This is a genomic window from Enterobacter sp. RHBSTW-00318 (genome assembly GCF_014101375.1).
In the GTDB taxonomy this organism is placed as follows: domain Bacteria; phylum Pseudomonadota; class Gammaproteobacteria; order Enterobacterales; family Enterobacteriaceae; genus Enterobacter; species Enterobacter ludwigii.
In genome coordinates this window covers 4,615,156-4,628,203 of record NZ_JABXQH010000001.1, presented here as the reverse complement: position 1 = coordinate 4,628,203, position 13,048 = coordinate 4,615,156, and the positions used below count along the sequence as shown (strand labels likewise).

Here is a 13,048-nt window from a genome sequence, read left to right as displayed (position 1 = left end):
TTAAAGGGGCTATCTGCCCCCCTTAACGTCCCTCAATGGCACGATTTGTCACACACTTTTCTCTCTTTTTATAGTCCTGACAAAATACGCGTAACCGGCTGTTTTTGTTTGGCATAAAGCGCAATTTTTCTTCTTAAAATGAGGATATTCCCTCCCCCGTACCGCATGTCATAAAACAGTAAACAAATTAACCATTGAGCCTCGTGACAAAAGGCTCTATATTGGCGGCGTTTTTTTCAGGCCCCCATCTGTTTTTTAACTTTTTATTCAATCGTTGCTCATAACGAAGCGGCGGTTGTAGGAGTGATATGATGACGGATAAAGTCCGTATTGACACCGTAGATGCCCACAAAAGCAACGAAACCTATCTGGCCCGTCAGGCCGAGTTTGAATCTAACGTCAGGAGTTATCCGCGCAAACTGCCTTTAGCAATCACTAAAGCAGAAGGCGTGTGGATCACCGATGCAGACAATAAAGAATACCTTGACTGTTTAGCAGGCGCAGGCACCCTTGCGCTTGGACATAACCATCCTGATGTGCTGAAAAGCATCCAAAATGTCATTACCAGCGGCTTGCCGTTACATACTCTGGATCTGACTACGCCTCTGAAAGACGCGTTCTCAGAATATCTGCTCTCTCTGCTGCCTGGTCAGGGCAAAGAGTACTGCCTGCAGTTCACCGGTCCATCCGGTGCTGATGCCGTTGAAGCAGCGCTGAAACTGGCGAAAAAAGTGACCGGTCGTAGCGGTATCATCAGCTTCTCTGGTGGTTACCACGGTATGACTCACGGCGCACTGGCCGTTACCGGCAACCTGTCTCCGAAAGAAGCGGTTAACGGTATGATGCCAGAAGTGCAGTTCATGCCTTACCCACACCAGTACCGTTGCCCACTGGGTATCGGCGGTGAAGCGGGTGTGAAAGCGCTGACCTACTATTTCGAAAACCTGATCAACGACGTTGAAAGCGGCGTGCGTAAACCTGCGGCAGTGATCCTTGAAGCCGTTCAGGGTGAAGGCGGCGTGAACCCGGCTCCGGTTGAGTGGCTGCAGCGCATCCGTAAAGTGACTCAGGAACACGGCATTCTGCTGATCCTCGACGAAGTTCAGGCTGGCTTTGCCCGTACCGGTAAATTCTTCGCCTTCGAACACGCGGGCATTGAGCCAGACATCATCGTGATGTCTAAAGCGGTTGGCGGCGGTCTGCCACTGGCGGTACTCGGCATCAAAAAACAGTTCGATGCGTGGGCACCAGGCCACCACACCGGTACCTTCCGCGGCAACCAGCTGGCAATGGCAACCGGTCTGACAACGCTGAAAATCCTGAAAGACCAGAATATCGCGGGCAAAGTGGCCGCACAGGGCGAATGGCTGAAAGGCCAGCTGAACGAGATGGCGAAACGCTATCCGGTTATCGGTCACGTTCGCGGCCTGGGCATGATGATCGGGATTGAGATCGTTAAGCCACACGAAGCGGCAGACCACATGGGTTGCTACCCGGGTGATGGCGAGCTGTCTGCACTGATTCAGAAGAAGTGCTTCGAAGCCGGCCTGATTCTGGAGCGCGGTGGTCGCAACGGTATTGTTCTGCGTCTGCTGCCTTCCCTGCTGATCAGCGATGATGAGCTGAAAGTCTTCCTGGATAAATTCGAGCAGGCACTGCTTGCTGCGGGCGTTCGCCCGGCGTAACCGGAGTTGTTGAACACGATGTCAGATTCAAACCCAATTTTGTTCTCCTCTGCGCAGAGCATTGAAGCTTACCAGCAGGCGATTGAACAAAGCACTCAGGCTGTGATGCAGTGGCTGAAACAGCCTGAGATGTATCAGGGCAAAACGGTCGCGGAACTGCGCGACCGTATTAAGCTGGATTTCAACCCGAAAGGGCTGGGTAACGAAGCGGCGATTGAACGCGCCGTGGAGTTCTTCCTGAAAGACAGCCTGTCCGTTCATCACCCGCAGTGTGTGGCGCACCTGCACTGCCCAAGCCTGGTGGTTAGCCAGGCGGCGGAAGTACTGATTAACGCCACTAACCAGAGCATGGACTCCTGGGATCAAAGCCCGTCCGCAACCATCATTGAGATCAAGCTGATCGAATGGCTGCGTACCCGCGTGGGTTATCAGGCTGGCGACGCCGGTGTGTTCACCAGCGGCGGCACGCAGAGTAACCTGATGGGTCTGATGCTGGCCCGTGATGCGTTCTTCGCGCGTCAGGGTCATTCCGTTCAGCAGGACGGCCTGGTTGGCGATCTGCGTAAAATCCGCGTGCTGTGCTCTGAAAACGCACACTTCTCCGTGCAGAAGAACATGGCGCTGATGGGTCTGGGCTACCAGTCCGTCGTGCAGGTGAAAACGGATGAATTTTCGCGCATGGATCTCAGCGATCTGGCAGCGAAAATTGAGCAGTGCAATGCTAACGGCGAGCAGATCCTGGCGATTGTTGCCACTGCCGGTACTACCGATGCAGGTGCAATCGATCCGCTGCGTGCCATTGCTGAACTGGCGGCGAAACAGAATATCTGGGTACACGTTGATGCGGCCTGGGGCGGCGCGCTGCTGATGTCTGAGCAGTATCGTCACTACCTGGACGGTATCGAGCTGGTGGATTCCGTTACTCTGGACTTCCACAAGCAGTTCTTCCAGACCATCAGCTGCGGTGCGTTCCTGCTCAAAGAAGCGCGCCACTATGAGCTGATGCGCTATCAGGCGGCCTATCTGAACTCTGAGTTCGATGAAGAAGCTGGCGTGCCTAACCTGGTGTCCAAATCTCTGCAGACGACCCGTCGTTTCGACGCGCTGAAGCTGTGGATGAGCCTGGAAGCGCTGGGTCAGGAACAATACGCGGCGATCATCGATCACGGTGTTACGCTGGCACAGCAGGTTGCGGCTTACGTGAAAGAGCAGCCTGCTCTGGAACTGGTTATGCAGCCGCAGCTGGCAAGCGTACTGTTCCGCTTCCGTGGACAGGTACAGATGGACGACGCGGGTATCGCCCTGTTGAACCAGAAAATTGGTGATGCGCTGCTGGAATCCGGCCGTGCTAACGTCGGCGTGACCGAGCATAACGGCGTCACCTGCCTGAAGCTGACTCTGCTGAACCCAACCGTGACCCTGGAGGACATTAAAGTCCTGCTGTCGCTGGTTGAGCGTACCGCACAGGAAGTTCTGGCGAAGTAATATCCAGCCCCTCTTCCGCCGGAAGAGGGGCTCTCTTTACAGCCCTGCCCACCACAGTCTGAGCTTCATTCCCCAGTAACTTGTCCACCCCGTAGTAGTACTGACCACTTTCCCCTTCGACACGATCACCAGCGTCGGTGTTACGCTCACCTGCCACGCCTGTGACAGCGCACCGTTGGCATCGTTGACCACCGGCATGACCAGCTGTTTCTTGTCGACCCAGCGCGCCAGCTTTGCATCGTCGCCGGAACGCATGGCGATACTCACGACGTTGCCACCCTGTTCTGCCAGCGTATTGACCGAGGGCGTCGTAAACCGGCAGATGCTGCACCAGGTTGCCCATACGTATATCAGCAGCGGGCGTTCCTGGCTGAGTGCCGTTATATCGTGGATCTTTCCGTCGATGCTGTGCATCGGTGTAGCGCTAAAGCTGGCGGGGAGTGTGGGCTTGCGGTATTGATCCACACCCCACATTACGGCCAGCGCGAGCAGAAAGAAGATGATCCCTTCCCGCGCCCAGCGGCGCAGTCGACTGAATTTGCGGTTTTCCATTGTGACCTCTTGATGAATCGACGGTCATCTTAGCGAGCAATGCACCATCACGCTGTAAAGAAGTGTCGGGTCATTTCGTTCGCAACGTGTCGGCCATCAGCGTAAAGCAGGATTCGATAAGCGGAGGAAGCGGCTGCGGCGCGCGCATTAACGCCACCGTGCGGGCCAGGGCCGGTTGTTGAAGATGTACCACCCTGAGCTGCGGGTCCTGGAGGTGCGTGGTATAGAGCTGCGGTAAAATCGCCACGGCGAGTTTCGAGCGCACCAGACCGTACAAAGTTTCGATGTAGTCCACCTGATAGCGTGTCGGCAACGACAAACGGTGGCTTTCCGCGAGCGCCGCAACCAGACGCTGAATATTGCCTTTTGAGAACACGGCGATATCCCGCCCTGCCAGTTGCTTCCAGGGCAGGTGCGCCGACGCGGCCAGCGGATCGTCGCTGTGAATGACCGCGACAAACGGGTCATCCTGTAAGGGAAACACGTTCAGCTGGCCGGGAACAGAGTTATCGAGCGCACCAATGCCGAAATCAATCTGCCCTTTCAGCAGCTGGGCCACCAGCGCATCGTTGGTTTGATCGTGAAATTCCACCCTGAGGCGGGGAAAAGCCTGCGCGAGCGTCCGGGGCAACAAGGGGAACAGCAGCGAACTCACGGAAGGGATCAACCCGATACGCACCGTTCCTTCGCCGCCCGCCTGAACAATGTGCTGCATGTCGTCAAACGCAAGCTGCGCCACGCTGAGCACCCGCTGCGCGTGCGGCAGGATGGCATTGCCAAGCTCCGTCAACGTCACGGCCGAAGCGGTCCGGTTAACCAGTTTGCCCCCAAGCACCGTCTCGATTTGCCGCAACGCACTGCTGAGGGCCGGCTGGCTGATAGCCAGTTTGCTGGCGGTATCAGTAAAATGACGCAGCTGCGCCAGAGTGACAAAATACTGTAGCTGTCGAAGAGAGAGCGCGGGCAAGCGCTGCCAGGGTTCCGTCATGATTATCCATTACACGCGTCACAGAATAACCCGGGGTTATCGGGCGATAAATTTTATCAGCTGGGCAAACGTTTGCCGTGTGCATAGAGTAGCGTCATTATTTTGATGCTGGAACTGTTAATTGCATGACTGCTGAAACCCGACGCCGCGCCGTTCAGGCTGCACGAGGCGAAATGCCCTTTGACCTGCTGCTCACCGATACCCGTATTGTGGATATGGTCACCGGTGAGATCCGCGAAGCGGATGTCGGTATCGTGGGATCACTGATTGCCAGTGTCCATCCTCGCGGCAGCCGCAACGACGCACATGAGACCCACGCGCTGAACAACCAGTTTCTGTCGCCAGGGCTGATGGATACCCACGTCCACCTTGAAAGCTCCCATCTTATGCCCGCCCGCTACGCGGAGATTGTGCTTGCACAGGGCACCACGGCGGTCTTCTGGGATCCGCATGAACTGGCCAACGTGCTGGGCATTGACGGCGTCCGTTTTGCCATTGAGGCCAGCCGCAATCTGCCGCTGCAGGTGATGGTCGCCGCGCCTTCAAGCGTGCCCTCAACGCCCGGCCTGGAAATGTCCGGGGCGGATTTTGCCGGAGACGAGATGAACACCCTGCTCGGCTGGCCGGAAGTGCGCGGTGTGGCTGAAGTGATGGACATGCACGGAGTGCTTAATGGCAGCCAGCGTATGCTTGAAATTATGCAGGCCGGTCTCGACAGCGGAAAGCTGATTGAAGGCCATGCCCGCGGTCTCAGCGGTGCTGATTTACAGGCTTATCTTGCAGCAGGCGTGACTTCTGACCATGAGTTAACGTCGGCTGACGATGCGCTGGAAAAACTGCGTGCCGGGCTGACGCTGGAGATCCGCGGTTCGCACCCTTATCTGCTGCCCGATATTGTCAGCGCCCTGAAAACGCTCCCCCATCTTTCGTCTCACATCACGGTTTGCACCGATGATGTTCCGCCAGACATCCTCATGGAAAAAGGCGGGATTATCGCGCTGCTGAACCTGCTGATTGAACATGGATTAGCGGCCACCGACGCACTGCGTTTTGCAACGCTCAATGCGGCCATTCGCCTGCAGCGTAACGACCTGGGGCTGATTGCCGCCGGGCGTCGCGCGGATCTGGTGGTGTTTGACTCGCTGGATAAACTGACGGCGCGCCAGGTCTACGTCGCCGGAAAGCTGATTGCCCGGGACGGGGCAACGCTCGAACCTGTTGCTGATACGTCTCTTACGTTGCCGCGTGATACCGTACGGTTGTCTGCCCTGACCGCTGATGATTTTTGCATGCGCATTGGCAATGCGAACCATGGCGTGGCTCGCTTGCGCCACATCTGCGGCGCGCGCTTTACCCGCTGGGGTGAAACAGATGTGCAGGTGCGCAACGGGTGCGTGCAGATCCCGGACGGTTTTAGTCTGATCTGGGTTCAGCATCGCCATGCCCGTCATGCAGCAAAACCGCAAATTGCCCTGCTTGAAGGCTGGGGGGAACTGCGCGGGGCGATTGCCACCAGCTACTCGCACGACTCTCACAACCTGGTGGTTTTGGGCCGCGATCCGAACGATATGGCGCTGGCTGCCAATACGCTTATCAACAGCGGTGGTGGCATGGCGCTGGCGCAACAGGGTGACGTGATTGCCCACGTTGCCATGCCGATTGCGGGCATGCTGTCAGAACTGCCACCTGCCGAGCTGGCGCTGCAGTTCAGGACGCTGCGCGATCGCAGCAGTCTGATTGCCGACTGGGAACCGCCGTATCGGGTCTTTAAGGCCATCGAAGGAACCTGCCTTGCCTGTAATGCCGGGCCACATTTGACCGATCTTGGACTGACCGATGGCAGCACGCGCCAGATTGTCGATCCGCTGATTTCTTACCGGGAAACCCCGGACAACACACAATAATACCGAAGGAGAGCCGGATAATGGCCGACAATACCGTTAATTCGCCAGCACCAGGGCGCTGGCTTGAACGTCGTTTTGCACTCCGTGCACGCGGGAGCACCGTGCGCACCGAGTGCCTGGCGGGTATCACCGGTTTTCTCGCCGCCGCCTATTTGCTGGTGGTGATCCCGGGGCTGCTGGCCGTGGGAGGAATGGACAAAGGCGCCGCGACCACGGGCACCATTCTGGTCTTCGTTGCCGGGACGCTGCTGATGGCGTTTTACGCCAACCTGCCGTTTATCGTCGGGCCAGGAATTGGTGGCTCGGTGCTGGTCGGGGTGACGCTTGCGGGCAGTGAAGGCATTGGCTGGCAAATTGGTCTGGGTATCGCCTGCTGGTCGGGGATTTTATTCTTCCTGCTGACCCGGTTTGGCCTGCGTGAAGTGGTGACCCGCTCGGTGCCGCAGTCCATCAAGCTGGGGCTGACGGCCTCCATCGGGCTGTTTGTCGCCGTACTCGGTTTCCGCAACGCCGGGCTGGTGCTGGCGAATGCCAAAACGAACGCACTGATGCTGGGAGATTTTTTATCACCCGGTGCACTGGTGGCGTTACTCGGCCTGTTCCTGGCTATCGGCCTGCAGGCTCGTCGTATTCCGGGTGCGATCCTGTGGGCTATCCTGCTCGCGACCCTCGTGGGTATTCCGATGGGCGTCACGAAATTACCCGCCAGTTTTATCGATGTGCCCCACTCCATCACTCCCGTCCTTGGGCATGTCGATATGCTGGGCGCGCTGAATATTGCCTTTCTGCCGTTCCTGTTTGTCTTCTTCGCCTCCGAGTTTTTCTCCACCATGGGAACAACGCTGGCGGTGGGCGGGGAAGCAGGGCTGCTGGATGAAGAAGGCAATATGCCAAACATTAACCGCCCGTTTATGGTGGACTCCATTGCCGCCGCGATTGGCCCGTGGGTAGGCATTCCTGCCGCCACGGCGCTGATTGAATCGTCCGCAGCCGCGGAAGCCGGCGGCAAAACCGGCATGACCGCGCTGGCCGCGGCGGTAATGTTCCTGCTGATGCTGCTGTTTACCCCTGTGGCGCTGATGATCCCGAAAGAAGCCACGGCGCCCGCCCTGATCCTCATCGGGCTGAATATGTTTAGCGGTTTACGTAAGGTTGATCTGGCGAACTTCACCGACGGCTTGCCGGTGTTGATGATGGTGATGATTACGCTGATTGCCAACAGTTTCGGGACCGGTATTGCGGGCGGGCTGCTGTTTTATATCGTTATCAAAGCGATTGCCGGGAAATGGCGCGATATCCCCGTCGGTCTTTGGATCCTCGCCATTCCCCTGGTGTATTACTTCGCCACGCTGGTGAAGCACTAACCCTCACGCCGCTTTTCCTTCGGGGTATAGCCGTAATCGAAATGGCTATACCCCGCGCTGTAATACAGCGCCGCAGATTTCACGATATCATTGAGAATGGCACCGTTCACCTGCACACCCATCTGCTGCAGACGCTTTACACAGTTTTCCGTCTCTTTCACGTTGGTTTTACCAAAGCGGGCAACCAGTAACGTGGTTGCGGCCACTCTGGCAATCAGCACCGCATCGGTCACGGCCAGCACCGGCGGTGTATCAACGATAACAACGTCATAGTGTGCATTCATCCCCGACATCACCTCCTGGAAGCGTTCTCCCATGAGCAGCTCCACGGGACGTAACGGCTGGGGACCACAGGTCAGAACATCAAAGCCCGCCTTATCAACGCGCTGGATCGCCTCCTGCCATGCCACATTTCCCTCAAGGACAGCGGATAATCCGTGATGGTTGTTCAGCTTAAAGAGATTATGCACATAGCCTTTACGCATATCCGCATCGATAAAGAGCACCCGCTTTCCGGCCTGAGCCGCTATTGATGCCAGTGACGTGCTGACCAGCGTTTTGCCGCAATTCTGCGTGGGGCCCGTAATCACCACGATCTGGTTTGAGGCATCCATCATCGTGAAATGCAAGCTGGTACGCAGTCCGCGCATCGCTTCAACAAACATATCCGCTGGCCGGTCTGTGGGCAGGAAGGGGATATCCGAAGTTTTGTGTTTCCCGTGGGGCGCCAAAAAGTGCTTTCGGCGCAAATGCGTTTTTTTCCACAGCCAGACCGAGCGCGGCAGCGTCGCCAGAACCGGCATCCCCTGCTCTTCTATTTGCTCAGACGAGGTGATCCCTCGCCGACAGGCAGTACGAACCAACACCCAACCCATGGAGACCATCAGCCCTAGCAGCACACCAGGCAGAATAATAAGCGCTTTACGGGGCTTTATTGGCTCAGGTTGCGTAACCGCGGTATCAATGATCCGCACGTTGCCGATGGCGCTGGAGCGTGAAATGTTCAGTTCCTGTTGGCGTGTCAGCAGCTGCAGGTAAATGGTACGCCCGGACTCGACATCACGGCTCAGGCGCAACACTTCCTGCTGGGTAGAAGGCATAGATGAAACCCGGCTGTTCAGGCGCGCGCGTCCCTCTTCGAGCGTTTGTCGCTTCTCCCGTAATGCGCGATAGGTCGGGTGATCCTTTTTGAAAAGCTGAGAAACCTCTGCCTCACGAAAAGTCAGTTCGTTGAGCTGATTTTCCACGTTAACGACCTGATCCAGTACGGACTTCGCCTCAAGGGATAAGTCGACGGAATCGCGCTTCGCCCGATAGGCATTCAGTCGTGCTTCGGCCTCATCCAGTTCGTGACGGACCTTAGGTAACTGCTCCTGCAAAAACGCCAGACTTCGGGAATCCTGCGCCTCCTGGCGCGCAATATTCTGGTTGAGATAATTTTCAGCAATCGTATTGAGCACCACCGCTATCCTGTCCGGGTCTTCACCCGTCAGCGTCAGGGTGATCATACCGCTCTGTTTACCGGATTCCGCGACAAAGAGTCTCTTCTGCAGCGCGTTAATTGCCTCAAGCCTGGTAAAGGCTTGAAGGGTAAATTGGGTCCCCGGCTCCGCGCTGAGCGAGGTCACCAGAAGCGTGACCCCGTCTTTCACCAGCCGTTTGCCAACCCTACCGTCAGCCTTAAGCGTCTCCCCTTCCAGGCGATACCGGCCCTGCTCCAGCACGGTCAGGACAACCACTTGCGGTTTTCCCTCCTGCTGGGGCAGGGTAAGCTCACCTATCGTCATGTTGCCCGGTTTACTGCCGCGTAGACGTTCCCAGAGGCGCCCCACAACCGGGAGAACGCGCTGTTTTACCTGATATGTCAGCCCCAGATTATCAACGGTTCCCCCCAGGATCATGCGCGATTTAAGCAGCAACAGTTCAGGTTCGGCGTCGGGTGAAAGGTCAGACCCAAACTGGCTTAAGCTTTTAAGCAACGAGTTGTCCTGCTTTGCTTCTATCTGTACCAGGGCATCCGCCTGGTAGACCGGCGTGGCGCTAAACGCGTAGAGCCCCGCGCACACCGTAAACAGGAGCGTGACCAGCCCGATTAGCATGCGGTGATCAATCATCTCAGCAAATAGCTGCATAAGATCGATTTCATTACTGTGCGGTGCGGCAGCACCGTATTTGTCTGATGTATGAGAAGACATTAATGCTTAATTCCTTTTTGACCCACACGACGAGCCCATTCCTGACTGGCTTTTACCAGCTGCCCGAAAACATATTCAAACGCTTCACGACTTTTGCGGTAAGGATCGGGAATGTCCCTGTTTTCCAGCCATTGGCCAAACAGCAGCGATTTTCCGCGACATTCGGGCGACACAGCGGCAATAAAACGCAGGTGCTCCGGCTCCATCACCAGAATTAAATCGGAAGTTTGCAACATGCTGCGCGTCATCTTGCGTGCCACGTGCCCCTCCAGCGAAACGCCGTAACACCGGGCCACCTCCCGTGCAGTTGCATCCGCCGGGCGTCCTTCAAATCCGTAAATCCCAGCCGATGTCACAAGTCTGCCGGGCAGCTGTTGTCGCAACAGCCGCTCCCCCATCGGCGAACGGCAAATATTGCCGGTGCAAACCACTAAGATTGAGTTGAACATTATTGCGGCCATGAACGGATGAAGCGGACGGTTTCGGTCAGGTCATGGACACCGCTGATGGTAGGTACCAGCTGTGTGATCACGCGATTCCAGCGTGACAACGGCGCGGTGGTGACGTAGACAATGTCATACGGTTCAAGCTGGAATTCCGTCCCCAGTACCATCGCGGAGGCATCCTTCGCATTGAGCTGATAGATATTGGCAATTTTGTCCGTCGCCCCTTTTTTCGCTACCGAGCGAATAACAAAAATCCCGGTTGCATCGGCCATATTCTGATCCAGCCCACCTGCATTCCCCAGGGCTTCCGCCAGGGTCATTCCGCTACGATCCATCTTCAATGTGCTCTGCTTCACCACCTCGCCCATCACGAACACTTTTAAGGCATCGTTACGCGGAACAAAGAGGATATCGCCCGGATACAGCAGCTTATTCTGGCTTAAATCACCATGCTGCATCAGCGCATAGAGCGAAAGGCGCGCGTCCTGGCCATTATGCGTGAGAACCACGTTACGCCAGTCGGCATCCGCTGAAAGCCCACCTGCGGCGTTGACCGCGTCCATTACCGTCAACGGAATATTGGTTATCGGTTGCTGGCCTGATTTTGCCACCTCTCCTGTCACATAGGCTTTTTGTGAGCGGAAAGACGCCACGCTGACATCCACCTGCGGGCTCTCAATAACCTTCTCCAGTTGCGCGGTGATTGCTTCACGCACCTGCGCGACCGTTTTGCCTGCAACATGCAATTTTCCGACGTAGGGATAGAAGAGCGTTCCATCCGCATTCACCCAGTTACCCGCGTCACTCGCGGTACGATACTGCCCTGCGGGCGTGGTTAATTCCGGATGATCCCAGACGGTGACCGTCAGGATGTCGCCGGTGCCTATGCGGTATTCCCAGTTTTTGACCTGCTCATCCAGAGTAGGATTTGCCTGAGATTTGAGGACAGGCGGTCGCAATCTTTCAACGAGCACCGGGGTCAGGGGATAAATTTCCACGTGTTGATCGAGCTGATAATTCGCTTCTCCGTCAGCCATGACTTTTTTCCCGGTAATGCTGAGATCCTGACCTGGCGAAAATACGCAACCAGTTAACTGGCCGACTGAAAGAAATAAAAGTGAAAATAGCGTTGTATTTTTCATTTATATAAAAAGTTCTTTTATTGTTGTGTTTGTTGTTAAACAGATAAAAAATAAATTCATTTACATTAAAATTTTCAACGGGTTATTGTTTTAGCGGACGTATTACAAAAAACAGACAACGTTTCCCTTCCTGGCGATAAAAAAAGCAAAATCGTTCCCATTCTTTTGAAAAAAATGGAAAGAGATTGATGTCATACGGAGGCGATATTAAATGTTCTTACGTGGGAAAGCATGCGTTGAACAGTCCATTTGCGAAGTGAGAAGGTATTTTCAGAATTGATTAATGAAATAATAAATATTGGAAATATCAAATTCGGGAGATATTGACTGTAGTGATACTGCGCGCGTCATTACGACTACACAAAACCGTCCATTTTTGTTACATTTTTTTTCAAACACACCATGCTTTGGTACTTAAAATGGACTGTCTGCCTCGCGTTCCATGAACCCGCAGACGAAAAGTATCTGTAACGATATCACTGGAGAAAAAATGGCTAAGCGTAAATTGCTGCTTCTGGGTGTATTACTGTCTCTGGCGGGTTCCGCGTTTTCTGCCCCGCAAACCGCCGCTGCGCCATCAGGCATTAAAGCCTATGAGGAACAAGAGTTCATCGCTGATTTCACCAAATTCAAGATTGGCGACACCGCACCGGCGCAGTATCAAACGCCTGAGTACACCATTAAACAGTACCAGCTGCGTAACCTGCCGGCCCCGGATGCGGGTACCCACTGGACCTATATGGGCGAGAACTACGTCCTGATTGGCGATGCAGATGGCAAAATCTACAAAGCCTACAATGGAGATATCTTCTATCACCGCTAATGACATTTTAATCCGGCCCTGGCAGGAGAGCGATCGCCCCTTTTTGCGAACACTCTATCTCCACGCGCGGCGCGAGGCCTGGCCATGGCTGGACGGTTCCGAGTGGCAGCTTGAAGACTTTGACGCGGCAACCCGCGATGAAGTGATTTGGGTGGCCGTTCAGGACGGGCATCGACTGGGTTTTGCTTCGGTGTGGACGAACGACAATTTCCTGCACAATCTGTTTGTCGATCCGCAGTATCAAGGTCTGGGCGTCGGTCATTTGCTCCTTGAACAGGTGCAAAACGCGTTCACCAGTACGGGTTCGCTGAAGTGTCTGGTAAAGAATGACAGGGCTGTTGCCTTTTACCAGCGCCATGGCTGGCATATTGAAGCGAAGGGTGACTCGCCGGAAGGCGAGTACTTTTTAATGCATTACGTACAGCGTTAAACGCGGGTGACGCTTCGCTGAGCCGGCCTACAAC

Annotated in this window: 11 protein-coding genes; 6 read left to right on the top strand and 5 right to left on the bottom strand. The window is 55.4% G+C overall.

The genetic code is table 11. The features are described 5' to 3' along the window. Positions 1 to 308 precede the first annotated feature (308 nt). Both HV157_RS22755 and HV157_RS22750 read left to right on the top strand, forming a co-directional pair. On the top strand, positions 309 to 1,685 hold the full coding sequence (locus HV157_RS22755) for a diaminobutyrate--2-oxoglutarate transaminase (protein ID WP_014170865.1): 1,377 nt from the start codon (positions 309 to 311) through the stop codon (positions 1,683 to 1,685). 18 nt (positions 1,686 to 1,703) lie between these two features. Next, on the top strand, positions 1,704 to 3,170 hold the full coding sequence (locus HV157_RS22750) for an aspartate aminotransferase family protein (protein ID WP_041162772.1): 1,467 nt from the start codon (positions 1,704 to 1,706) through the stop codon (positions 3,168 to 3,170). 36 nt (positions 3,171 to 3,206) lie between these two features. On the opposite strand, the gene HV157_RS22745 is transcribed toward HV157_RS22750, so the two are convergent. Continuing rightward, positions 3,207 to 3,722, bottom strand: coding sequence for a protein disulfide oxidoreductase (locus HV157_RS22745; protein ID WP_014170867.1), 516 nt, complete (start codon positions 3,720 to 3,722; stop codon positions 3,207 to 3,209). Positions 3,723 to 3,792: 70 nt separating this feature from the next. Beyond that, on the bottom strand, positions 3,793 to 4,713 hold the full coding sequence (locus HV157_RS22740) for a LysR family transcriptional regulator (protein ID WP_182269141.1): 921 nt from the start codon (positions 4,711 to 4,713) through the stop codon (positions 3,793 to 3,795). A gap of 122 nt (positions 4,714 to 4,835) precedes the next feature. On the opposite strand from HV157_RS22740, the gene HV157_RS22735 reads away from it, so the two are divergent. Both HV157_RS22735 and HV157_RS22730 read left to right on the top strand, forming a co-directional pair. Further along, the gene (locus HV157_RS22735; RefSeq protein WP_182268954.1) at positions 4,836 to 6,614 is read left to right on the top strand and encodes an adenine deaminase C-terminal domain-containing protein; all 1,779 of its coding nucleotides are present in this window, start codon (positions 4,836 to 4,838) and stop codon (positions 6,612 to 6,614) included. A 20-nt stretch (positions 6,615 to 6,634) separates the two neighbouring features. Further along, positions 6,635 to 7,978, top strand: coding sequence for an NCS2 family permease (locus HV157_RS22730; RefSeq protein WP_182268953.1), 1,344 nt, complete (start codon positions 6,635 to 6,637; stop codon positions 7,976 to 7,978). Here the strand turns inward: HV157_RS22730 and HV157_RS22725 are convergent. Genes HV157_RS22725 through HV157_RS22715 form a run of 3 tightly spaced genes read right to left on the bottom strand, consistent with a single transcriptional unit; the run spans position 7,975 to position 11,761 of the window. Beyond that, on the bottom strand, positions 7,975 to 10,173 hold the full coding sequence (locus HV157_RS22725; RefSeq protein ID WP_182268952.1) for a polysaccharide biosynthesis tyrosine autokinase: 2,199 nt from the start codon (positions 10,171 to 10,173) through the stop codon (positions 7,975 to 7,977). The two genes, HV157_RS22730 and HV157_RS22725, sit on opposite strands and share 4 nt — an antisense overlap. Further along, positions 10,173 to 10,622: a protein-tyrosine-phosphatase gene (locus HV157_RS22720; RefSeq protein ID WP_050737094.1), complete on the bottom strand. Its 450-nt coding sequence runs from the start codon at positions 10,620 to 10,622 to the stop codon at positions 10,173 to 10,175. The genes HV157_RS22725 and HV157_RS22720 overlap by 1 nt, the downstream gene beginning before the upstream one ends. Beyond that, complete coding sequence (locus HV157_RS22715) at positions 10,622 to 11,761, bottom strand: polysaccharide export protein (RefSeq protein ID WP_148576207.1); 1,140 nt, start codon at positions 11,759 to 11,761, stop codon at positions 10,622 to 10,624. The genes HV157_RS22720 and HV157_RS22715 overlap by 1 nt, the downstream gene beginning before the upstream one ends. A 490-nt stretch (positions 11,762 to 12,251) precedes the next feature. Between HV157_RS22715 and HV157_RS22710 the strand changes: the two genes are divergently transcribed. Further along, entirely contained in the window at positions 12,252 to 12,584 is a 333-nt protein-coding gene (locus tag HV157_RS22710; protein ID WP_008500887.1) for an RcnB family protein, read from the top strand. Continuing rightward, positions 12,535 to 13,014 (top strand): GNAT family N-acetyltransferase, encoded by a 480-nt coding sequence (locus tag HV157_RS22705; protein WP_032669999.1) that lies wholly within the window; start codon positions 12,535 to 12,537, stop codon positions 13,012 to 13,014. The genes HV157_RS22710 and HV157_RS22705 overlap by 50 nt, the downstream gene beginning before the upstream one ends. The last annotated feature ends 34 nt before the right edge of the window (positions 13,015 to 13,048 follow it).